Source organism: Shewanella sp. UCD-KL21, assembly GCF_001957135.1.
Classification (GTDB): domain Bacteria; phylum Pseudomonadota; class Gammaproteobacteria; order Enterobacterales; family Shewanellaceae; genus Shewanella.
Genome location: NZ_MPHK01000008.1, coordinates 146,348 through 170,089, shown reverse-complemented (window position 1 = coordinate 170,089; position 23,742 = coordinate 146,348). Strand labels below are relative to the sequence as shown.

The following is a 23,742-nucleotide window of genomic DNA, read 5'->3' as shown; positions in this document are numbered from 1 at the left end:
CTATTTATTCAGCGTCGGCAAGTGCCACCGCTTCTTCGATATCTACTGCGACTATACGTGAAACGCCCGGTTCATGCATAGTGACACCTATTAATTGATCTGCCATTTCCATAGTAATTTTATTATGGCTGATATAAACAAACTGCACACTCTGTGACATCTCTTTTAATAAGCGACAAAAACGCTCAACATTGGCGTCATCTAAGGGTGCATCAACTTCATCAAGCATACAAAATGGTGCTGGATTTAGTCTAAATATGGCAAATACTAATGATAAAGCGGTTAAGGCTTTTTCTCCACCACTAAGAAGGTGAATCGTACTATTCTTCTTACCCGGTGGTTGCGCCATAATGGTCACACCCGTTTCAAGTAAATCATCATCCGTTAAGGCTAAATAGGCTTTACCACCGCCAAAGACCTTAGGGAATAACTTTGATAAGTCCGCATTGACCGCATCATAAGTGGTTTTAAACCGAGTGCGAGTTTCCTTATCAATTTTACGAATGGCCTCTTCAAGTGTGGCTAAGCCTTTATTTAAATCATTATCTTGATTATCTAAATAAGCCTTACGTTCACTTTGCTGCTCAAACTCTTCGATTGCCGCGAGGTTAATGGCCCCTAAATGACTGATTTGAGCCCTTACTTTATCAAGGTTTCGCTGCCATACAATGACTTTAGCCGTTTCAGGAATGTGCGCTATCACATCTTGAATATTTATCTGTTGTTCTTCAAGTAACTGAAATTGGCCATCGGCCTGACCTTTTAATCCTTCACGACGTAACTTTAACCCGCTGAGAGACTGAGTCAAGTTTTGCAGTGCACCAAGCTGTTGTTTTTGAATCAATACCGCACTATCGAGCCGAGTTTGTAACTCTGCCTGCTGGGTACGATTTGAATTAAGCAATTGTTGCTTTGCTTGCTGAATGTCGAGTTGCGCGTTTAATTGTGTTTGCAGCTGTTGTAATTGTTGCTCACCTAAACTGGCATTAGTTTGCCGCTGAGATTCCCGCAGCTGCTTGATTTGCGCTGTGGTGGACTCGCTCAGCTGGGTTTGCTGGCTAATATTGGCTTGTAATACTGCCGCTTGAGTGTGCAACTGTTGCATTTTTTGCCGGCAACTATTGCTGTCACGCTCTTGCTGACTGCGGTTAGCTTTATAATCTCGTAGCTGCTGACTGGCGGTTTGCCAATCTTGATTTACTTGCTGCTGGGTTGCCAACTGCTGTTGATGCGTTTGCTGGGATAACTCAAGCTCAGCAGTTAATCGCTCAATGGCTTGTTGCCCTGCGCCAATTTGCCCTTGCAGCTGGGTCACTTGTTCATCAAGGCTTTTTTGGCGGCGCAATCTGTCTTGTTGTTGCTGCATTAAGCTTTGACTTTGGGCGTCAAGCTTACTGCAATCTAATTGCAACTGATGATGCTTGAGCTGAGATTGACTCATTTGCGCGTGAGCATCGCCAACTTGCTGAGTTTGTAAGCTCACTTGCTGCTGCAACTGCAACAGTTGCTCATTTAATTGGCTAATTTGTATTTGTAATTGCTGGTACTCATTTTTAAGAGCCAGCTGTGATTGCTTTGAGTCGGTTTTTTTAAAGACAAAACCATGGCCGACTAAATAGCCATCTTGGGTGGCAATAATGCCATCTGAGCTTATCTGCTTAAGCTGCGCTTTTGCCTCATCAACACTGGCGCACCAGCTTACATGGTGAAGCCAAGGGGATAAATTGACCGCGGCGCTAATTTGGTGATTGAGCGCGCTCACCTCAGCGGTAGCAATAAAACCACTCACTGATGGGTCAGTTGCTTCACCGGCATCAATCACTTTGGTGGCTAAAATGCCTTGCAGTAATACATCAACAGCCTTTTCCCAGCCTGGCGTCACCTCAATGGTTTGCCACAAGGCTTGCTGCTCATCGTCATTGGTGGTTAGCCATTGCTCAATCAGCTCACTTCTGGCGCTTAATGACGATAACTGCTGTTTTTGCTGCTGGTAATCTTCACTTGCCTGAGCCAGCTGTTGTTGCTTATCTTCAAGCTGATCAGTGAGTTGATGTTTTATTTCATCTTCTAACTCAAGTTGCTCTTTAAGGGCGGCTAACTTGAGGTCAAGCGCGGTTAATTCAGCTTGTGAGTCAGACTCAGTATTTCGCTGCTGCTCAGCGCTAAGTTCGATTAACTGTTTTTGCTGCTGCGACAGCATTTGTTGTTGATGCTGCAATTTACTCTGGGTTAATGCCGCTGCCATTTTGGCATTCGCCGCGCCATCAGATAACACCGATAAATGCTGCTGTAAGTCTGCCGCTTTTTGCTCAACATCTTGCAGCTGAGCATCAATAATGCCCAGCGCTTGTTCTGCTGCAACAAGTTCAGGTTTGCCCTCAGCCAGTTGTGCAGTCAACTGTTGCTCTTGCAGCATCAAGGCTTGTAACCCATTGCTGGCAACTTGCTGCTGCGAAATGAGATCTGCTAATTGTTTTTCCAGCTGATTATCTTGTAGCTGTTGATGTTTAAGCTGTTGTTCAAGCTTAGCGATTTCAGTGCCTGCTTGATAATACTCGGCCACCAACTGTTGCTCAGCTGCAGTTAACTCCGCAATTTGGGTTTTAAACTGAGTAAGGGTTAATTCAGTGGTTTCACCATCAGCATTGGCTGATGCTAAATTAACTTCAAGTTGTAAAATCTCTTGGGCAATATTGTCGCTTTGGCTTTTAAGTTCTTGATAACGCATCACCAACAATTGCGCATGTAAGTCGCGTTCTTGTTGCTTAAACTCACGATATTGCTTGGCGGCCTGCGCTTGTTGTTCAAGCTTGTCGATTTGGCTACCGAGCTCTAAGCGAATATCGCCCAATCGCTCTAGATTTTCACGGGTATGACGAATGCGGTTTTCGGTTTCTCGGCGGCGTTCTTTATAACGGGAAATCCCTGCGGCTTCTTCAATAAAAACCCGCAGTTCTTGGGGTTTAGATTCAATAAGACGCGAAATCGTCCCCTGCTCGATAATGGCATAGCTGCGAGGGCCCAAACCTGTGCCCATAAATAAATCAGTAATATCTTTACGGCGACACTTTTGACCATTCAAAAAGTAATTTGAGTCACCATCGCGACTGACTTGTCTTTTTACCGATATTTCTTGATAACTGGCATATTGGCCTGCTAATCGACCATCGAGATTTTCAAAGCTCAACTCAATGCTGGCAACTGACACAGGTTTTCTGGCGCTAGAGCCATTAAAAATCACATCCATCATCGAGTCGCCACGCAAATGCTTGGCAGAGCTTTCGCCTAGCACCCAGCGCACGGCATCAATCACATTGGATTTACCACACCCATTGGGGCCTATAATGGCCGTTAAAGGTTGGTTAAAGGGAATTTTGGTGGAGTCAACGAACGACTTAAAGCCAGCAAGTTTTATTTGTTTTAATCGCATTATGCTTGTGAAGTTGTTCCAGTGAGATTGAATAAGAAGCGTCGATGAATAATCATCTGGTCTGCGTAAGACGGATAAAGTACAACTTTACCAATCGCGCTGCATTTTGTAACGATTTTTATGACTTAAACACACTTTAAGGCTTGTTTTCCGCTCAATGCATCACCACAATCATCATAACTAGTTTTTTCAAGGATGTAATCGATGCCAATTAAACCAATGAAAAGTGGTGTTAATTATTTTATGGATGGGTTTAAGCTCATAAAACAACCGGGGCTAAGAACATTTGTCTTCATTCCATTAATGGTTAACTTAGTTTTATTCTCAACGGTCATTTATTTTGCCATTGGTAAATTAGATGAAATGTTTGCTTGGATGAACGGCCAAATCCCCGAATACCTCACATGGTTAAATTTTTTCCTGTGGCCACTGGCGGTAGTGAGCTTATTAGTGGTGATGTCATTTATCTTTAGCTCAGTGATGAACTGGATAGCTGCGCCCTTTAATGGCCTGCTGGCTGAAAAAGTTGAGATGCACTTAACGGGTAAGTCACTTAACTCTGGCACTACGGTAGATTTAATTAAAGATTTGCCGCGAATAATGGGCCGAGAGTGGACTAAATTAAAGTACTACCTGCCAAGAGCATTACTGTTTTTAGTGTTATTTATCGTGCCTGTTGTTGGCCAAACCGCCGCCCCCGTTTTATGGTTTTTATTCAGTGCGTGGATGATGGCAATTCAGTATTGCGACTTTCCATTCGATAACCATAAGGTGCCGTTTGAGGATATGAAGTTTGCCCTCAATCAAACTAAAGGCACTAGCTACACCTTTGGCGCCACAGTAACGCTGTTTTCAATGATCCCGATTGTGAACTTTATCGTCATGCCAGTCGCTATTTGCGGCGCCACCGCCATGTGGGTTGATAAATACCGTGATGCTTATAAGCATCCAGAAATAGCGCCTGAATAATTTCGCAATTAGAATATCGTTGTTAATTGTGCTGAATCGATATCAACAAGCCTCGACATTTGGTTGAGGCTTTTTATTGCATATCTGTCTCTTACTGAGACCTCTGACTAATGCTCTGATTAATAGTTTTTTTTAAGTATTCATGTGAGGCTAACTATAGAAAGCGCCCTATCGAACAGTCACCCCAGTTGTTTACAAGTAAATATTTAGCCATTGTTAATTTCAAGCCCTCAAGCTAAGCCTTTAAACTCAAGTCTTTAACTCAAGCTCTAAAACTTAAGTCTTTAACCCAAGCCTGTAAACTCAACCGCCTCAAAATCAGCAACAAATAAAAACATTTTAATCACATAAAATTAACGACTTTAGTATGACTTTCTGCGACAATCTCGCAAACTAACAATAAGTTACAGATCCATCATGAGAAATATTGTGAATAAATACCTGACAACACCTTTGTTTCTATCACATTCCACCATTAGAAGCGCAGCTATTTTAAGCGCGTTTTTTAGCACTTTTCTGCTCCCTGCTTCTGTTATCGCTGGTGATGCAAGTCAATTTAATATTGCGATTCCAACCTTATCCGAGGCTGTAGAAATCGATGGCGAGTTGAATGAGCCACAGTGGCAACAAGCTGCCACTATGCAGCTTAAATATGAAACCTCACCGGGTGAAAATATTGCCGCCCCCGTTAGCACGGAAGCAAAAATCTTTGCCACAGAAACCAGTTTGTTTGTTGCCTTTTTAGCTAATGACCCAAACCCTGAACAGATCCGCAGCAATCTTCGAGACCGTGATAGCTCATGGGGTGATGATCAAGTCGGTATTAAGCTCGACACCTTTAATAATGCTCGCCTTGCCTATCAGTTTTTTATCAACCCTTATGGGGTTCAAAATGACTCCATTGAAAACGAGCTAACAGGTGAAGAAAGTGATGCTTGGGATGGCATTTGGTATGCCAGCGGTCAGATCACAGCCCAAGGTTATCAAGTTGAATTAGAGCTGCCATTAAGACTATTTAACTTTGATGACAATAAAGACCTGCAAACTTGGGGCATTGAGTTAATTCGTTTTTACCCAAGAAATGAAACCCACCGTATATCAAGCCATAAAATTGATCGTAATGTGTCATGTCAATTATGCCAGCTCGGCACCGTAACAGGGCTTGCTGGCGCTAAACAAGGTAAAGACATTCAAATCACGCCATCAGTGGTGGCAACCAGTAATAATCAACGAGAGCTTGTTCCAAATCAGCCTTGGGAAGATGATAATCACATTGAAGCAGGGCTAGATTTACGTTGGGGCATTACCCCCACCACTCTATTAAATGCCACGATTAATCCTGACTTTTCCCAAGTAGAAGCCGATTCTGGTCAGCTAGATGTTAACAATACCTTTGCGCTGTTTTATCCAGAAAAACGTGCTTTCTTTTTAGATAACAAAGATTATTTTGATACCCAATTAAGCCTATTGCACACTCGTAATATTGCCTCGCCTGATTATGGGCTAAAGCTTACCAGTAAAACTGATGATCATACTTTAGCTGTGTTAGCGGCTAATGACGAAAGCACCCAGTTTTTAATCCCGGGTAACTTAAGTTCAGATATCGCCAGTATTGATGAAGAAAGCTATAACCTTGCCGCAAGGTACCGCTTTGACCCCAACAAAAAGCTCTCTTTTGGTGGCCTGGTTACCGCTAAAACCTCTGAGAATTACCATAACTATATTGCCAGTGTTGATATCAAGTATCAGCCCACTGAGCAAGATACCTTTACCGGGCAATATGTATTTTCAGACACGCAATACCCTGATGACTTATTTCAGCAGTTTTGCCAAGGCGAGGATTGCAGCGCCCCGCCACAAAGCTGTGAGTTGGGTAATTGTGAATATAACGAACGCGTACTGCGCACCAACAAGCAAGATAACTTTTCCGACAGTATGTACCGGTTAAGCTATGACCATATACGTCGTAACTGGCGCGCCTTTAGCCGTTATGAATCCATTGGTGAAGACTTTAGAGCTGACTTAGGTTTTATTGACCGAATTGATGCCAGTAAGTTTGTCGCCGGCGGTAATTATGTTTGGTACCCAATGGAAAACTTTTTCAACAAAGTGGTATTTGGCGGCGATTGGGACATTACCCACAATCAAAATAATGAAAAAATTGAACAAGAAGCTGAGGTGTATATTGAATTTAACGGCGGTTTACAAAGTTATATATCAACCGGTTTTGTTCACAAGGACCGCGTAGGTAGACGCCTTGATGGCTCAACATTGGCCATTGATGGTAATACCACCATGTACGATATTAATTTCAATTGGTTGTATGCCAACTTTACCCCCATAGAGTCACTAAAATTAGAAATTGATATGAACTACGGCGATGATATTGATTACGCCAACGACCGTGCGGCGACTGTGACTATGTTTAACCCGGCGGTGGAGTGGAAGGTGACTGAGTCAATCATCTTAGATGTGAATCATCGCTACCAAACCCTTGATGTTGATGAAGGTACTTTGTTTACCGCTAACCTGACTGATTTACGTCTCAATTGGCAAATCAGCTTAAATAGCTTTTTACGTTTAAGCAGTGTCTATACCGATATTGAGCGCGATCCAAGTTTATATCAATACCAATCGCCGAATAAGCAAAGTCAGAATTTAGGCAATGAAATTTTATATGGCTATAAGCTAAATCCACAAAGTGTATTTTATCTGGGTTACTCTGACGGCTTGATCGCTACCGATGAAATCGATTCATTAACCCAAAAAGATAAAACCTACTTTATGAAAGTAAGTTATGCCTGGTTGCTCTAGCTGTTAGTTGCTAGCCGTTAGTTGCTTAGTTACTCAAGGTTTTACCCATTGATGATCAAAAAGACTGCCTTGGCAGTCTTTTTGATTTAGCTGAAAGTACACACAGTTAAAATTAGGTTTTCTCTAAAATAATACTGCCAACAGAGTAGCCTGCTCCAAACGAGCAAAGCAGACCTAAATCACCAGTTTTAAAGTCCTGATTATATTTATTAAAAGCTATAATCGATCCCGCAGAAGCCGTGTTTGCGTATTCATCTAATACCACTGGTGCCTGCGCTGCATCCACATTGTCACCGAGCAGTTTACGCACCACAAACTGATTCATATTGATATTGGCTTGATGTAACCACAAGCGTTTAAATTCATTGGCTTGTATCAGCTCTTGTTCGAGTTGCTTGTCTAAATGCTGATAAATCATCGGCAGCAACTCTTTAAATACCTTACGCCCTTGTTGATGGAACAACTTATCACTGCTGTTAGCATTGAGAGGATCACAACGATTCATATGACCAAAGTTACTGCGGATATTATTAGAGTAATCAGTCACGCATTTGCTCGACAACACATTAAAAGCAAACTCGGTGTGCGCATTGTTCGCTTTTTCAACCACCACAGCGGTGGCGACATCGCCAAAAATAAAGTGGCTATCGCGATCGCGATAATTAACCTGCGGCGAACATATTTCAGGGTTGATCACCAATACCCTAGACGCTGTACCTGACTGCACCGCATTGACGGCATTGACTATGGAAAACGTGGCTGACGAACACGCCACCAACATGTCATAGGCAAAGCCCTTTGTGCCCATGGCTTGCTGAATTTCGATGGCGATTGCAGGGTATGAGCGCTGAGTATAAGCGCAGGCAACAATCACTAAGTCAATGTCACTGGCGAGCAGTTTAGCCTGAGCTAAGGCTTTATTCGCCGCCGCGATACCCATTTCAGCCTGCATAGATAATTCAGTACTTGGGCGGTCTTTTATCAAAGGCATCATGATGTTTGTGTCTAAAATGCCCTCTTTGACCATCACATAACGCTGCTTAATTCCTGAGGCTTTTTCGATAAATTCTGCTGATGAGTGGGCTAATGCGTTTAGCTCACCATTCGCGATTGAGCTGGCATGCTGGCTGTTATATTGGTCGACGTAACTATTAAGGCTTGTTACCAGCTCTTCATTACTAATGCTATGGGGTGGGGTGTAAAGTCCACTTCCTGAAATCACCACTTTGTTCATATTATATCCGCCATTAAGGTATTGGGGAGTAACAAGTTTCCCACTTCGACATTGCCATACTGCTAACTTTTGGTCATCAGGCTAATACGGGGAAAATTTTACAATTAAAACAAGTCTATTGGGTTCTGGCATTTTCGCTAAGCACTAATTGACGATTTGCTAAAGGTCTGACCATCTAAGCGAGTTATAATGTGCTTAACTGTTGCAGCAAAAGTAAATGATTGTTAATTAAGAAGATGCTTTATTATTATAGTAGAGTTTACTTTAATAACTAAAAGGAATAACGAATAACTAACTGTCACTGTTAAAGCCACCTAAACCGATTATCATTAGACAATGCAAACAAGGAGCTAAACCATGAGCAACATTTACGAAGACAATTCATATACGCTAGGTAATACCCCACTAGTGCGCCTTAATCGAGTAAGCAATGGTAATGTGCTAGCAAAAATAGAAGCACGCAATCCAAGTTTCAGCGTTAAATGTCGTATCGGTGCCAACATGATTTGGGATGCCGAAAAGAAAGGTACCCTAAAAGCTGGTATCGAATTAGTTGAGCCAACCTCAGGTAATACCGGTATTGCACTGGCTTATGTTGCTGCCGCGCGCGGTTACCAGCTAACACTTACTATGCCAAATACCATGAGCCTTGAGCGCCGCAAATTACTAAAAGCATTAGGTGCTAACCTTGTGTTAACTGAAGGCGCTAAAGGCATGAAAGGCGCAATTGATAAAGCAGAAGAAATTCGTTTATCAGATCCTGAAAAGTACCTTATTCTTGGTCAATTCAGTAACCCTGCTAACCCAGAAATTCATGAAAAAACCACAGGCCCAGAAATCTGGAATGACACCGATGGTAAAGTCGATGTATTCGTAGCAGGTGTTGGTACGGGCGGTACTATTACCGGTGTGAGCCGTTACTTAAAAAGTCAGAACAAAGACATTGTCTCTGTGGCAGTTGAGCCAGTTGATTCACAAGTTATTGCTCAAGCTAAAGCAGGTGAGCCACTTCAACCTGGGCCACATAAAATTCAAGGTATTGGCGCAGGTTTCATCCCTGGCAACTTAGATTTAGATTTGGTTGATCTTGTGCAAGCCGTTAGCAATGAAGATGCAATTGATATGGCGCGCCGCTTAATGAAAGAAGAAGGTATCTTAGTGGGTATTTCTTCTGGTGCAGCTGTAGTTGCAGCGAATCGTATTGCTGAACTACCTGAGTATGCAGGCAAAAATATTGTTGTTATTTTGCCTTCTGCTGCAGAGCGTTACTTATCATCAGCATTATTTGCTGGCGAATTTAGCGACAGCGAGAACGTGCAGTAATCATATTTAGTTTTTGATTGCTAAAACGCTAAACACTTTAAAAGCTCTGCATTCGCAGAGCTTTTTATTGGCTTAAACAAACGAAAATCTCTTCATAAAAGTCAGTTTTCATTCAACGCTCCGCTACATCGATGTCTTGTGTCTCAAAAATGTATATCTTGGCTAAACTTGTGATTAAAAAACTCAACATCTAGAGCTAGATCAAACTCTTATTTAATCGTGTTTGCTAATATCGATGCACTTTTTTCCCTGCTGCTAGAGCAATCTCCATTCTATGTCTTTTTATCAATCCCCTAAAAAAATATCCGCCTACGATGCTAAATTTGAAGCACAAAAAATTGCTTTCGCACCAGTTAGTTTTCAAGTGGCCCGTTGCCTCAGTCAATTCGGTCTACTAGCACAAATTGATGCTGCTGGCGATCAAGGTATTAGCTTAGCGCAGTTAGTCGATGATGCTGATGTGTCTGAGTATGCAATTCATGTATTGCTTGATATGGGCCTGAGTATGGGGCTGCTTTGGTGTAAAGATGAACTTTACCGCCTAGATAAAACCAGACATTTCTTATTGCATGACGATATGGCAGCTAAGAATCTAAATTTTATTCACGATGTTTGTTACCAAGGTTTATTTGAATTGGAAGCATCACTTCGTAATGGTAAAGCTGAAGGGCTAAAATACCTTGGTGATTGGGACACCATTTATCCGGGATTGAGCCAATTACCTGAGCAAGTAAAGCGTAGCTGGTTTGAGTTTGACCATTATTACTCCGATCATGCTTTTGATAGTCTTTTACCATTGATCTTTCGCTCTAAACCACAACATATTGTTGATGTGGGTGGCAATACTGGTAAATGGGCGTTTGCTTGCACTGGCTATGATGATCAAGTCAACATCACCATTATGGACTTGCCAGGTCAATTAAATGTCGCGATGGAAAATGCCAAAATAAATAAGGTTGCCGATCGAGTGCATCCGCTTGAAACCGACTTGCTTGATAGTGAAAAACCTTTTTATCAACACGCTGATTTATATTGGATGAGCCAGTTCTTAGATTGTTTTTCCAAACAACAAATTATCACTATTTTAAAGCGCGCCGCTGCTGCAATGCGCCCTGATAGCGAGTTGTGTATTTTAGAGACCTATTGGGACAGACAGCCTTATGAAGCAGGTGCCTACTGTGTTAACGCCACCTCACTATATTTTACTGCAATAGCGAATGGTAATAGCCGCATGTATCACAGTAAAGATATGCTAAAAATGATCAGTGAAGCGGGTCTTTATGTAGATGAAGATATCGATAACATCGGACTAGGTCATACCCTATTTTTCTGTAAGAAAAAGCCTTGTTAGTCAATTTTACAGTTAATCACTTAGCTCAGTAGTTAGCACAATAAAAGAAAAACGGCATCAATATATTGATGCCGTTTTTTATGGTTTGCCTAACGACTTACGTTAACTAAAGCCGAAGTAATGCGCCGTAATCACTGCAATGCTCGAAAGCACCATTAGCGCCACCATAAAGCGCCAAATAAACTTAAGCCAATCACCCCAATCCACTCGGCATACCCCTAAAGTCGCCATCAATGACGCTGAAGTCGGCACTAACACATTGGTAAAGCCATCGCCTAACTGAAACGCCAGTACTGATACTTGACGAGTCACACCCACAAGATCTGCCAGTGGCGCCATCAATGGCATGGTTAACGCCGCTTGGCCTGAGCCGGAAGTAACGAAGAAATTAAATACCGACTGGAATAACAACATAAACCAAGCAGATAAGGCATTCGGTAGCTGGCCAATCACGCTACCTGCACTGTGTAAAATACTGTTGAGTACGCTCGGTTCTGTTGCCCCGCCACCGCCAATTAATAATAAAATACCAGAAGCTAAACCCACTAATAGTGCGGGCTCTAGCATGGTGCCTGCGCCCTGCTTAAAGCTTTGGGCGACTTTATTCATGGTTAAGCCGTTTAGGTTGAACAAAATGCCGATGATACCGACCACAATGCCCATGGTAAAAAACTGGCTGGCAATTTCAGGAATAAACCACGCATGAGCAATCACGCCCCAGATAACCCAGCCTATGGTTGCGGCAATGGTTAGCAATACCAATATGTCACCAACATTAAAGCGACTGTCTTTTACTGTTCCTTGCTGATTATCTCTAAAATACTGATCACTATGAAAACTAAACGACAAGCTGGGTTGCTTTTGAATTTTACTGGCGTAGCGCATGGTAAAAATAATACCAATGAGGGTAAAGCCAACCCAAAGCCCAAAGCGCACCCCGGCTCCAGATAATACCGGTACCCCTGAAATGCCTTGAGCAATCGCCACACTAAATGGGTTCATCCACGAGCTGGCAAAACCAATTTGTGTGGCAACGTAAGTCACCATCACGGTACATATACCGTCATAGCCAAGGCGGATCATTAACGGGCAAATAATAATTGCAAAGGCGATTGCCTCTTCGCCCATACCAAAAACCGCCCCGCCTAAAGAAAATAAACTAAAGATAACCGGAATAAATAACTGCTCATTACCCTTGGTTTTATCAATTAAACGCAAAATACCGTTATCAATGGTGCCAGTGGCCATCACTACCCCAAATGAGCCGCCGATCACTAACATGAACATGATCACGCCAATGGCACTGCCCCACTTAGAGCCAGAAACTAATCCTTCAAAGGCGAAGTTAAAAAAGCCCATGCCGCCATCGCCTTTAAATAGCCCCATTGGGCTAAGTAGTGGCTCACCTTGTTCATCTGTGGCATAGCTAAACGAATTAGGGTCGACAACGCTGCGTGTCTTTTCCACACCATCGACAACATAATGCGCCTCTTGGGTGGTAAAGGAGCCAATGGGTACCACATAGGTCAACAGTGCTGCCGCAAAGGCAACAAAGAATATGATCACTAAGGTATCAGGCATTGCTTTGGTTGTTTTGGAGGGATTACTGGCTATTTGTTGCTCTAACATTTCATTACCGCTGTTATTGTTATTATCAGGTAGGATTTATTTATAAAATACTAGCATTTAAATAGTCTTAAATATTGCAGACTTTTAGTTAAAATATCTAAAAATGGCAACTTAACAATATATTAGCGCCTAAAAAGTAGCCTTAACGCATATTAGTTTGTTATTAAAAAAGTAAAATCGAATAAAAAGCCGTCAACAATAACAGCCTGATTATATTAGTGCTTGATATCAAACGCTGCTGAGTTTGAAATTGCTTTGGTAACAATGGCTAGCTACAAAAACGCCCAGCAAAGGCTGGGCGTTAACAGTAAGACTGACTGCAGTTCTATGCAGCCCCTCTACAATACTTAATCGTTTTTAGGCTCAACACGGCTTGTAATAGTGCCATGGCTTGCACCGTCAGTGCCAAGGGTTAATTTCCCTTGCTCAACTAACCAAAAGCCGATGCCAACAAACACCCCGCCACCCACTATATTACCTAAGGTTACAGGGATCAGGTTATGAAACACAAAGTTACTCACAGTGAGATCGGCAAATTGTTGCGGGTCTAGGTTAAGTGCGACATAAAAACTATCCGGGGCAAATGAATGGATAGCAATCCCAATTGGCACCATAAACATGTTGGCGATACTATGCTCAAAACCGCTGCTAACAAACATGGCTACAGGCAGGATCATCAGTAAGGATTTCGTCAGAATATCTTTGGTAGCAAAAGTCATCCACACCGCTAAACACACTAACATGTTACATAAAATACCTAAGGTAAATGCTTGTGACCAAGTGTGATGAATTTTGTGCTGTGCAAGCTTCATTGCACTTAGCCCCCATTGCCCATCATTGAGTTCAAACATGCGCGCACTCATGATCAGAAACACCATCAACAGTGCGCCGACTAAATTGCCCGCATAAACTCTGGCCCAACAACGTAATTGGGTTGTTGTTTTGACTTTTTTCTGCGCCCAAGGGATTGAGGTTAACACTGTACTGGTGAATAACTCAGTGCCGCACACCACCACTAAAATTAATCCTAAGCTAAAGGCAATACCGCCAATAAAGCGTGTCATGCCCCAGCCCATAGTACTGCCGTTAGTCACTGTAATGTAAAACACAAAGGCAATCGCAATAAATGCACCGGCAAATATCGATAATATAAATGATTGCCAAGGGCTTTTAGCAACTTTAGCTAAACCAAATGCTTCAGCATTTTGGAAGGTGGTTGGCGTAGCAGCAGTTTGCTGTTGATCGCCAGATGAATTTTTCATAAAAACCCCGAGTAGAACTATAAATTAAATTGGTATGACCAAGAATAAAGATTAAAAATCAACCAGCAACATAACTAAGTTAGATTAACAGCCACTAATTAAGTATCAGCTTTTCTAAAAGGTGCTATAAATCAGTATAGCAAGCAATATAGGGCTAAGCAGGCAACCACAGTAAGCTTGCAAAAGGTCAGCAAGAGTAGACCCAATTGATTAAATAAAAAACTTTTTGCTCAAAAACTGTTAAGCACTTAACAGTTTCACTGTTCACATAGCCAAATTTTATTTTTTTAAGTGAAGTTAACCCAAAGCTATGTTAATCTTTGCAGGGTAAATTGGTCTTACCAATTTAGATAAATGGGAAATTTAGCTTAATCGCTATTATGATAACGGTTAAGCCAACGGATTAGATGCCCTTGCGATCATCCATCAATAGGGATCTCAATTTTTGTTCTGCTAACTTGTTTGTAATAGACATCAACTAACATCAAGTCGCAGTTCAGCAGCAGTTAATTGACGAGAAGGTAAATTACCATGACCGATAAAACAGAGTTATTTGCAAATGCGTGGCAAGGTTTTGAAGCTGGCGACTGGAAAACAGAAGTCAACGTTCGTGACTTTATTCAGAAAAACTACAACCCATATGAAGGTGATGAATCTTTCCTAGCTGGCGCAACCGCAGCGACTGAATCACTTTGGGAAAAAGTGATGGTTGGCATCAAGCAAGAAAATGCCACTCACGCACCTGTTGATTTCGACACAGAAATGGTTTCGACCATTACTTCTCATGATGCTGGTTACATCAATAAAGATTTAGAAACTATCGTTGGTTTGCAAACAGATGCGCCGCTTAAGCGTTCAATGCTACCAAATGGTGGTATTCGTATGGTTGAAGGCTCTTGTAAAGCTTATGGCCGCGAATTAAACGCAGACGTTAAATACACTTATTCTGAATTACGTAAAACCCATAACCAAGGTGTATTCGACATTTATACTCCTGAAATTATGGCTTGTCGTAAGTCTGGTATTTTAACCGGTTTACCTGATGCATATGGCCGTGGTCGTATCATTGGTGATTACCGTCGTATCGCGCTTTACGGTATTGACTACCTAATGCAAGATAAATACGCTCAGTTCTCTTCACTTCAAGCAGGTTTTGAAGCTGGCGAAGATTTAACTTACACAATGCAACTGCGTGAAGAAATTGCAGAGCAACATCGTGCATTGGGTCAAATCAAGAAAATGGCCGCTAAATACGGCTGTGATATTTCTCTTCCTGCGACTAATGCAAAAGAAGCTATCCAGTGGACTTACTTTGGTTACCTTGCAGCTGTTAAAAGCCAAAATGGCGCAGCAATGTCATTGGGCCGTACTTCTACTTTCATCGATATCTTCGTTGAACGTGACATCGCTAACGGCGTTATCACTGAAGAACAAGCACAAGAAATGGTTGACCATTTCGTAATGAAACTTCGTATGGTGCGTTTCTTACGTACTCCTGAATACGATGAATTGTTCTCAGGCGACCCAATTTGGGCAACTGAATCAATTGCAGGTATGGGTTTAGACGGTCGTACTTTGGTAACTAAATCAAGCTTCCGTTTCTTACACACGCTTTACAACATGGGCCCAAGCCCTGAGCCAAACATTACCGTATTATGGTCAAATGAGCTGCCACAAGGTTTCAAAAACTACTGTGCAAAAGTATCAATCGATACTAGCTCAATCCAGTACGAAAACGATGACTTAATGCGTCCTGATTTCGAATCAGATGATTACGCAATTGCTTGTTGTGTTAGCCCAATGATTGTGGGTAAACACATGCAGTTCTTCGGCGCACGTGCCAACTTAGCGAAAACCATGCTTTACGCTATCAATGGCGGTGTTGATGAAAAACTGAAAATCCAAGTTGCACCTAAAGCAGATGCAATTACATCAGAAGTATTAGAATTTGATGATGTTATGGGTCGTTTAGACGGCTTAATGGATTGGTTAGCGACACAATATGTGACAGCACTTAACTCTATCCATTACATGCATGACAAGTATTCATACGAAGCATCATTAATGGCATTACATGACCGTGACGTACGTCGTACTATGGCATGTGGTATTGCCGGTCTTTCAATTGCAGCTGATTCACTATCTGCAATTAAATACGGTACTGTTAAACCAATCCGTGACGAAGACGGCATTGCAATTGATTTTGATATTTCTGGTGAATATCCAAAATTTGGTAACAATGACCCACGTGTAGATGACATCGCTTGTGACTTAGTTGAACGTTTCATGGCTAAGATCCGTACCATGAAAATGTACCGTAACGCGATCCCAACACAGTCTATCCTTACTATTACTTCTAACGTTGTATACGGTAAGAAAACAGGTACTACACCTGACGGTCGTCCAGCTGGCGCACCATTTGCTCCGGGTGCTAACCCAATGCATGGTCGTGATGAAAATGGCGCAATCGCTTCATTAACATCAGTCGCTAAACTGCCATTTGCTCACGCACAAGACGGTATTTCTTATACTTTCTCTATCGTGCCAAATGCACTAGGTAAAGATGAAGAAGGACGTCGTGCTAACCTTGCATCATTGATGGATGGTTACTTCATGAGCAACGCTAACAGTGAAGGTGGTCAACACTTAAACGTTAACGTCATGAACCGCGAAATGCTGGAAGACGCGATTGTTAACCCTGAAAAATACCCACAACTAACCATTCGTGTTTCTGGTTATGCGGTACGTTTCAATGCGTTAACACCTGAACAGCAACAAGATGTTATTACACGTACCTTTACTAAAAGCATGTAATATCAACTAAAATCGGTTGTGCTAATATAAGTAATGTCACTATTGCTAATTAGCACAACCTTTTTTTCATTTGTTTGTTCGGAGTTCTCATGACCACAGGTCGCATTCACTCAATCGAATCTTTTGGCACAGTTGATGGCCCAGGCATTCGTTTCGTTGCCTTTATGCAAGGCTGCTTAATGAAATGTCAATACTGCCATAACCGTGACACTTGGGATTTAGATGGTGGTAAAGAGGTCACTGTTGATGAACTCATGAGCCAAATCATCAGCTACAAACCTTTCTTAAAATCAGGTGGCGTCACTGCAACCGGTGGAGAAGCGATTCTTCAAGCGGATTTCGTAAACGAGCTCTTTAAAGCTTGTAAACAAAACGATTTGCATACCTGTCTCGATACCAATGGTTTCGTTCGAAAATACACGCCGATTATCGATGAACTACTCGATAACACCGACTTAGTATTGCTTGATATCAAGCAAATGAATGATGCCAAACATATCGATTTAACCAAAGTGAGTAACCAACGCACACTGCAATTTGCACAGCACCTTGCCAAGCGTCAGCAAAAAACTTGGATTAGATATGTAGTGGTTAACGGTTTTACTGAAGATATTGACTCAGCCATTGCCTTGGCAGATTTTATCAAGCCGATGACAAACGTTGAGAAAGTTGAATTACTGCCCTACCACCAGCTTGGTACCCATAAGTGGGAAGCTTTCGGTGAAACCTATCCGTTAGAAGGTGTAGAGCCGCCAAGTAAAGAAACGATGGAAGCCATTAAAGCGGTATTCGTCGAGCGTGGTATAAGTGCCAATTATTAAGTTTCGCTAACTTACGATTATCTCAGTCATTTTTAAAGTGTGTAAACCTTGAAGGCTATAGCTCTTCCCAGTAACTGCGATCTAAACGGTCAAAGGCCACTTTTAAAATCACTGCCATATCTAAGTAACACGCTTTAGGGCCCAACGGTTTATTGCTAATACCCATTGCGGTTAGCTTTGCACTAAGTTGGTTACCCCAATCAAATAAGGTCAGTGGCAATGGGTGCCTTGCACGCCAGCCCAACCACAGCAAGCCTTGAACAGGTAAGCTGATAAAGAATAATAAAATGGCAATGGCTTGGGGCAAAAACGCCCATCCATTGACATACACTTGGCTCATTGCAGCCAAAATAGCAAAAAAAGGCATAAACATGATGCCTAAATGGGTTGCCCTTACAACGCGGTATTCAGGGAAATAAAACCCAAGTTGTCGGATCATTGGCCACGTTTTCATATAACGTCGACCATCGCCGATGATTTTGAATACTTTTACGTTCAACGGTATGCCCTAAATCAATTAATAGATACATGCACAATAGCACACAGCCCTATTTAGCCCCAAATTTCAGCTAAATTTATCGGCTGATTTGTAAATCATTAACTATGATTGATAGTTGAAATAACACCGTTTCACATCAATTTAAAATTTTGTTCGCTTAGATTATAAAGGTCTCAACATGTCAGAAAAACTCGTATTGGTTCTCAACTGTGGTAGCTCTTCTTTAAAATTTGCCGTTATTGATGCCGTTTCAGGTGATGATTATATCTCTGGTCTTGCGGAATGTTTCGGTTTAGAAGATTCACGTATTAAATGGAAAGTAAACGGCGCTAAAAATGAAGCAAGTTTAGGCGCATTTACTGCTCACCGTGAAGCGGTTGAATTTATTGTTAAAGATATTCTTGCAGGTCAGCCAGAACTTGCTGCTCAAATCCAAGCAATTGGTCATCGTATTGTTCATGGCGGTGAGAAATACTCTCGTTCAGTGATCATCACTGAAGATGTGATCAAAGGTATCGAAGACTGTGCATCACTGGCACCACTGCATAACCCTGCACATTTAATTGGTATTCGCGCTGCTATTGCATCATTCCCAAAACTTCCACAAGTTGCGGTATTTGATACAGCGTTCCACCAAACCATGCCTGAGCGTGCTTACGTTTATGCGCTTCCTTACAAATTATACCGTGAACATGGTATTCGTCGTTATGGTATGCACGGTACTAGCCACTTATTTGTTAGCCGCGAAGCCGCTAAAGTATTAAACAAAGACGTTGCCGATACTAATGTTATCGTTGCTCACCTGGGTAATGGCGCATCAGTTACAGCCATTAAAGGCGGAAAAAGCGTTGATACTTCAATGGGTCTAACACCACTTGAAGGCCTAGTAATGGGTACTCGTTGTGGCGATATGGATCCTTCAATCGTGTTCCATTTAGTAAACCAATTAGGTTACACCCTTGATGAAGTTAATAACTTAATCAATAAGCAAAGTGGTTTATTAGGTATTTCAGAGCTGACTAACGACTGCCGCGGTATTGAAGACGGTTATAAAGACGGCCATAAAGGCGCAACCTTAGCATTAGAGATTTTCTGCTACCGTTTAGCTAAGTACATTGCTTCTTACACTGTGCCATTGGGCCGTTTAGATGCTGTTATTTTCACTGGTGGTATCGGTGAAAACTCAGATGTCATCCGTGAAAAAGTACTTAACATGCTGCAAATTTTCAACTTCCAAGTGAATGCAGAAAAGAACACTGCAGCGCGTTTCGGTAATGAAGGCGTTATCACTGAAGAAGGCAGCACTGTGGCGATGGTTATCCCAACTAACGAAGAATGGGTTATCGCAGAAGATGCAATCAAGCTGATCACTGCTTAATCGTTAAATGCTTAATTCTTTTTAAAGCCTGTTATTAAACAGGCTTTGTTCAATTTATATTAGAGGTTTTTATGTCTCGTAATATCATGTTAATTCCAATCGGTACCGGTGTAGGTTTAACCTCATTAAGCCTTGGGATGGTACGTGCCTTAGAGCGCAAAGGTGTTAAGGTTCAATTTTTCAAGCCTATCGCGCAAATCCGTAACGGCGATACTGGCCCTGAACGTTCAACCACCATTTTAAGTCATTCGCCAACGGTTAACCCGCTTGAGCCATTTTCAATGGAACATGCTGAGAACCTGATCCGTTCAGAGCAAATTGATGTACTTATGGAGCAAATCATTGCTCGCGCGAGTGAATGTGCATCAAACACTGAGACCATCGTTATTGAAGGTTTAGTGCCAACGCGTAACCACCCTTTCTCAGACGACATTAACTTTGAAATTGCTAAAGCATTAGATGCGGATATCATTTTCATCGCAACTCCAGGTAACGATTCACCTAACGGTCTAATGAACCGCTTAGAAATCGCTTATAACTCTTGGGGCGGCGTTAAAAACAAACGTCTTATTGGTTCTATCATCAATAAAATTGGTGCACCTGTTGATGAAGAAGGCGCAACACGTCCTGACTTATCAGAGATATTTGATCACACCGACATTAACAAAGCTGATTCATCAGCGATGTTCCAACTGCCAGGTAAGAGCCCACTACGCATTTTAGGTAGCGTGCCATATAACTTGGACTTAGTGTCTCCGCGTGCATCTGATTTAGCCAAGCATTTACATGCTAAAATCATCAATGCCGGTGAAATGAACACCCGTCGTTTACGTAAAGTGACCTTCTGTGCCCGTAGTATTCCAAACATGGTTACTCATATGCGCACCGACTCATTATTGGTCACCTCTGGCGATCGCTCTGACGTGATTGTCGCAGCCTGTCTTGCCGCCATGAACGGCGTGAAAATTGGTGCCTTATTACTGACTGGTGGTTACGAGCCTGAACCAGAAGTCATGGCATTGTGTGAACGTGCCTTTGACACAGGATTACCCGTATTCCTAGTCGACAGTAACACATGGCAAACATCGCTTAATATTCAACGTTTTGACCATGAAGTGCCGGTTGATGACGCTGTGCGTATTGACTACGTTCAAGAATATGTTGCCAGTCATATTGATCAAAGCTGGATTGAAAGCGTTACTGAAAACTCGCCAAGAGAGCATCGTTTATCGCCACCAGCATTTAGATACAAGTTAACTGAACTTGCTCGCGCTGCGAAAAAGACTATTGTTCTGCCTGAAGGTGAAGAGCCAAGAACCATTAAAGCTGCCGCTATTTGTGCTGAACGTGGCATTGCCCGTTGTGTACTTTTAGGTAATGCTGAAGAAATTCAACGTATTGCTGCATCACAAGATGTAGTATTAGGTGAAGGCGTACAAATCATCGAACCACTGCAAGCACGTGAGCGCTATGTAGAAGGTATGCTTGATTTACGTCGTCACAAAGGCCTCACTGAAGTTGTTGCTAAAGAGCAGTTAGAAGATAACATGGTGTTAGGCACCATGATGCTGGCACAAGATGAAGTTGACGGTATCGTTTCTGGCGCCGTGAATACCACCGCCAATACCATTCGCCCACCGCTGCAGTTAATTAAAACTGCGCCGGGCTCAAGCTTAGTGTCATCTATCTTCTTTATGTTGATGCCTGATCAAGTACTTGTTTATGGTGACTGTGCGATTAACCCAGATCCAAACCCTGATCAATTAGCAGATATTGCCATTCAATCAGCTGAATCTGCTGCTGCATTTGGTATTGAGCCACGCGTTGCCATGATCAGCTACTCAACGGGTACTTCAGGTACCGGTTCGGATGTTGATAAAGTACGTGAAGCAACCCGTATCGCGAAAGAAAAACGCCCTGACTTAGTCATTGACGGTCCATTACAATATGATGCGGCAGTGATGGAGAATGTAGCCCGTTCTAAAGCGCCTAACAGCCCTGTAGCAGGTAAAGCGACTGTATTCGTATTCCCAGACTTAAATACTGGTAATACGACTTACAAAGCGGTACAGCGTAGTGCAGACCTGATCAGTATTGGCCCAATGCTGCAAGGTATGCGCAAACCAGTAAACGATTTATCACGCGGCGCATTGGTCGATGATATTGTTTACACCATCGCATTGACTGCGATTCAAGCTAAACAAAACGAACAAGCTTAATGACTTTAAGGCGCGCGATGTAAGCCGCACTAAGTTTTAAGTCGAAAAGCACTAACGTTTAACGCTAGTGCTTTTTTTTGCGGCAAATTCATTTAAAACTAAGCCGTAATGACAAAAGCTGAACAGTGACAGCCCTTTTACTAGGCTGTAAAGCTAAAATTTTAGCCTACAATTTAAGCTAACAATTTAAGCTAACAATTTAAGCCAACAATTTAAGCCAACAATTTAAGCCAACAATTTAAGCCAACAATTTAAGCCAACAATTTAAGCTAACAATTTAAGCTAACAATTTAAGCTAACAATTTAAGCTAACAATTTAAGCTAACAGGCAGGCTAGTTTACAACTTGCTGGGCGCAATTCCCCAGCTTCAAATACCCTGCCATTAACCGCTACCGCCTTAAAAATACCTCAGTAACCTTCTATGGTAAAAACCCTATGCCATTATCAGTAAATTGCTCATCCATGCACGTCATACATCATCGAGTAATAAAAGTATGTTATGGCCTGTAAGCCACTAAATATCCCCAGCAAGAACGCCGCTATTCACTCTGCATTTATGACATGAATCTGCATAGGGTTTTAGCATCAAACAAGGGGCGAATTTTCAACGACCTAAAAGGGTTTATTACTCAAATGCAAGGATAAAATGATAATAAAAGCAGGAGAAAAGCAAAAAGATTCGAGGGCAAAATCAAGGTGTCATTTTTTAACCAGCACCAATAACTGTTAATTTTCATAACGTTACGTAGGTCGACTATAGTCTTCAACATAGTTGTCCACAGATTTTGTGGATAACATGAAGTTATACATAGCAGTCGATGTATTGAGTTACTAAGATATGCCACGGCTGTGTTTTTCAGTCAAGAACTATTTAATATTTTCTGGAATATTTGCGTTATTCTTGTGTCTGAGCCATTAAATAGCGATACTCAATCATCTTATTTTACCTTATCAACTCATCATGCATAAAATCGTTGTTATTATCTGTCTATTACTTTTAAGTGCCTGCAGTCCTTCAGAACAAAACCCTCAAGGCCGATTAGAAAAACCACTCTCCCCTGAAGAAGTATCATTGGGATTCTTTAATGCTATTTATGTTGATAGAGATATCAATCAAGCCATGATTTATGTCAATCAAGAATTAAAAGATATCATCTCTCATTACCATATTGCCTCAGCAGTACAGCGCCATGTGTTGGGCTTGTCCATGACAGAGGTTAATATGCGTGTTGACGATATCAATATCGACTTTTTCCGCAAATTTACCGATGAAGTTGATGTAAAAGTTAAAATGGAAGGCTTAAAAGGCGGCAACCCGTGGGTTGATGACCGTACCATTAAACTCGTCAAAAACGGTAACAGTTGGACTATCACTGGCGTATTAACCGAAAAAGGCCGCATTGATCTGTAAGCGGACTTTAGCCAAACTGAGTTTAGCTAGAGTGAGTTAAGCTAGCTAGACTCGCCAATTTCAAGCATAAAAAAAGCAGCTGAGGCTGCTTTTTTTATGCTTGTGAAAGAGCTAATACTATTAGTTCGATCCGCTTATTCTTCTTCAGTAGGTAACGACTCTAAAACATCGTCTTTTACTTGGTAATAAGCATTATCATATTCATGAACTTCCATAATAACTCCTATCAATCTTAGGTCGTTTGTAAGGTGCATGGCATGTCTATAATTTAGGGTGACATTTACCATTACAGAGAAGCGTAACCATCTGTCTTCTTAAGGCTAATTGTAGCAAGCTAATACTTTTAATGATACCAATAATTACTAAAAACTTACCAAATTGTATGTTGAATATACAAGATATTCGTTTATATACGGTTTTCACGCACCTAAAACTGAAAGTCTTTCATAAAAGATCACGACTCAGCATTAAATCGTTAAAATTTTAACCTCAACAACAGATTTCACTGTCAGGGCATTTAAACGCTTGTCACTCGCGGCAACGCAAAATTTGCCCATAAAAAAACGCGTAATAAATTACGCGCTTTT

General features: G+C 41.7%; 14 protein-coding genes. 9 read left to right on the top strand and 5 right to left on the bottom strand.

Annotated elements, in window-relative coordinates:
• Positions 1-4 precede the first annotated feature (4 nt).
• Positions 5-3,430 (bottom strand): chromosome segregation protein SMC, encoded by a 3,426-nt coding sequence (gene smc / locus BM739_RS09590; protein WP_076540005.1) that lies wholly within the window; start codon positions 3,428-3,430, stop codon positions 5-7.
• A 204-nt stretch (positions 3,431-3,634) separates the two neighbouring features.
• On the opposite strand from smc, the gene cysZ reads away from it, so the two are divergent.
• Both cysZ and BM739_RS09580 read left to right on the top strand, forming a co-directional pair.
• The gene (gene cysZ / locus BM739_RS09585) at positions 3,635-4,399 is read left to right on the top strand and encodes a sulfate transporter CysZ (RefSeq protein WP_076540003.1); all 765 of its coding nucleotides are present in this window, start codon (positions 3,635-3,637) and stop codon (positions 4,397-4,399) included.
• Between the two features lie 417 nt (positions 4,400-4,816).
• Complete coding sequence (locus tag BM739_RS09580) at positions 4,817-7,213, top strand: carbohydrate binding family 9 domain-containing protein (protein ID WP_083698117.1); 2,397 nt, start codon at positions 4,817-4,819, stop codon at positions 7,211-7,213.
• A gap of 112 nt (positions 7,214-7,325) precedes the next feature.
• On the opposite strand, the gene BM739_RS09575 is transcribed toward BM739_RS09580, so the two are convergent.
• Positions 7,326-8,447 (bottom strand): beta-ketoacyl-ACP synthase III, encoded by a 1,122-nt coding sequence (locus BM739_RS09575; protein WP_076540001.1) that lies wholly within the window; start codon positions 8,445-8,447, stop codon positions 7,326-7,328.
• A 357-nt stretch (positions 8,448-8,804) separates the two neighbouring features.
• On the opposite strand from BM739_RS09575, the gene cysK reads away from it, so the two are divergent.
• Positions 8,805-9,770, top strand: a complete 966-nt coding sequence (cysK, locus tag BM739_RS09570) for a cysteine synthase A (RefSeq protein ID WP_076539999.1) — start codon at positions 8,805-8,807, stop codon at positions 9,768-9,770.
• 274 nt (positions 9,771-10,044) lie between these two features.
• Complete coding sequence (locus BM739_RS09565; protein ID WP_076539997.1) at positions 10,045-11,121, top strand: methyltransferase; 1,077 nt, start codon at positions 10,045-10,047, stop codon at positions 11,119-11,121.
• A 102-nt stretch (positions 11,122-11,223) separates the two neighbouring features.
• Here BM739_RS09565 and yfcC read toward each other — a convergent pair whose 3' ends face one another.
• Both yfcC and focA read right to left on the bottom strand, forming a co-directional pair.
• On the bottom strand, positions 11,224-12,750 hold the full coding sequence (gene yfcC / locus BM739_RS09560) for a putative basic amino acid antiporter YfcC (RefSeq protein WP_076539995.1): 1,527 nt from the start codon (positions 12,748-12,750) through the stop codon (positions 11,224-11,226).
• 347 nt (positions 12,751-13,097) lie between these two features.
• On the bottom strand, positions 13,098-14,012 hold the full coding sequence (gene focA, locus BM739_RS09555; RefSeq protein WP_076539993.1) for a formate transporter FocA: 915 nt from the start codon (positions 14,010-14,012) through the stop codon (positions 13,098-13,100).
• Positions 14,013-14,543: 531 nt separating this feature from the next.
• Here focA and pflB point away from each other — a divergent pair.
• Together pflB and pflA are read left to right on the top strand one after the other, a co-directional pair.
• Positions 14,544-16,826: a formate C-acetyltransferase gene (gene pflB, locus BM739_RS09550; protein ID WP_076539991.1), complete on the top strand. Its 2,283-nt coding sequence runs from the start codon at positions 14,544-14,546 to the stop codon at positions 16,824-16,826.
• 89 nt (positions 16,827-16,915) lie between these two features.
• On the top strand, positions 16,916-17,647 hold the full coding sequence (gene pflA / locus BM739_RS09545) for a pyruvate formate lyase 1-activating protein (RefSeq protein ID WP_076539989.1): 732 nt from the start codon (positions 16,916-16,918) through the stop codon (positions 17,645-17,647).
• Between the two features lie 55 nt (positions 17,648-17,702).
• Here pflA and yfbV read toward each other — a convergent pair whose 3' ends face one another.
• Entirely contained in the window at positions 17,703-18,146 is a 444-nt protein-coding gene (gene yfbV / locus BM739_RS09540) for a terminus macrodomain insulation protein YfbV (protein ID WP_076539987.1), read from the bottom strand.
• A gap of 178 nt (positions 18,147-18,324) precedes the next feature.
• On the opposite strand from yfbV, the gene ackA reads away from it, so the two are divergent.
• The 3 genes from ackA (at position 18,325) to BM739_RS09525 (ending at position 23,155) form a co-directional block, all read left to right on the top strand.
• Positions 18,325-19,524, top strand: a complete 1,200-nt coding sequence (gene ackA, locus BM739_RS09535) for an acetate kinase (RefSeq protein WP_076539985.1) — start codon at positions 18,325-18,327, stop codon at positions 19,522-19,524.
• Between the two features lie 71 nt (positions 19,525-19,595).
• A complete protein-coding gene (pta, locus tag BM739_RS09530) occupies positions 19,596-21,743 on the top strand; it encodes a phosphate acetyltransferase (RefSeq protein WP_076539983.1) in 2,148 nt (715 codons plus the stop codon).
• A gap of 962 nt (positions 21,744-22,705) precedes the next feature.
• The gene (locus BM739_RS09525; protein ID WP_076539981.1) at positions 22,706-23,155 is read left to right on the top strand and encodes a hypothetical protein; all 450 of its coding nucleotides are present in this window, start codon (positions 22,706-22,708) and stop codon (positions 23,153-23,155) included.
• The last annotated feature ends 587 nt before the right edge of the window (positions 23,156-23,742 follow it).

Excerpts from the sequence above, each read along its gene's own strand:
- smc (WP_076540005.1), bottom strand. The coding sequence starts at position 3,430 with ATGCGATTAAAACAAATAAAACTTGCTGGCTTTAAGTCGTTCGTTGAC.
- cysZ (WP_076540003.1), top strand. The coding sequence starts at position 3,635 with ATGCCAATTAAACCAATGAAAAGTGGTGTTAATTATTTTATGGATGGG.
- BM739_RS09580 (WP_083698117.1), top strand. The coding sequence starts at position 4,817 with ATGAGAAATATTGTGAATAAATACCTGACAACACCTTTGTTTCTATCA.
- BM739_RS09575 (WP_076540001.1), bottom strand. The coding sequence starts at position 8,447 with ATGAACAAAGTGGTGATTTCAGGAAGTGGACTTTACACCCCACCCCAT.
- cysK (WP_076539999.1), top strand. The coding sequence starts at position 8,805 with ATGAGCAACATTTACGAAGACAATTCATATACGCTAGGTAATACCCCA.
- BM739_RS09565 (WP_076539997.1), top strand. The coding sequence starts at position 10,045 with ATGTCTTTTTATCAATCCCCTAAAAAAATATCCGCCTACGATGCTAAA.
- yfcC (WP_076539995.1), bottom strand. The coding sequence starts at position 12,750 with ATGTTAGAGCAACAAATAGCCAGTAATCCCTCCAAAACAACCAAAGCA.
- focA (WP_076539993.1), bottom strand. The coding sequence starts at position 14,012 with ATGAAAAATTCATCTGGCGATCAACAGCAAACTGCTGCTACGCCAACC.
- pflB (WP_076539991.1), top strand. The coding sequence starts at position 14,544 with ATGACCGATAAAACAGAGTTATTTGCAAATGCGTGGCAAGGTTTTGAA.
- pflA (WP_076539989.1), top strand. The coding sequence starts at position 16,916 with ATGACCACAGGTCGCATTCACTCAATCGAATCTTTTGGCACAGTTGAT.
- ackA (WP_076539985.1), top strand. The coding sequence starts at position 18,325 with ATGTCAGAAAAACTCGTATTGGTTCTCAACTGTGGTAGCTCTTCTTTA.
- pta (WP_076539983.1), top strand. The coding sequence starts at position 19,596 with ATGTCTCGTAATATCATGTTAATTCCAATCGGTACCGGTGTAGGTTTA.
- BM739_RS09525 (WP_076539981.1), top strand. The coding sequence starts at position 22,706 with ATGCATAAAATCGTTGTTATTATCTGTCTATTACTTTTAAGTGCCTGC.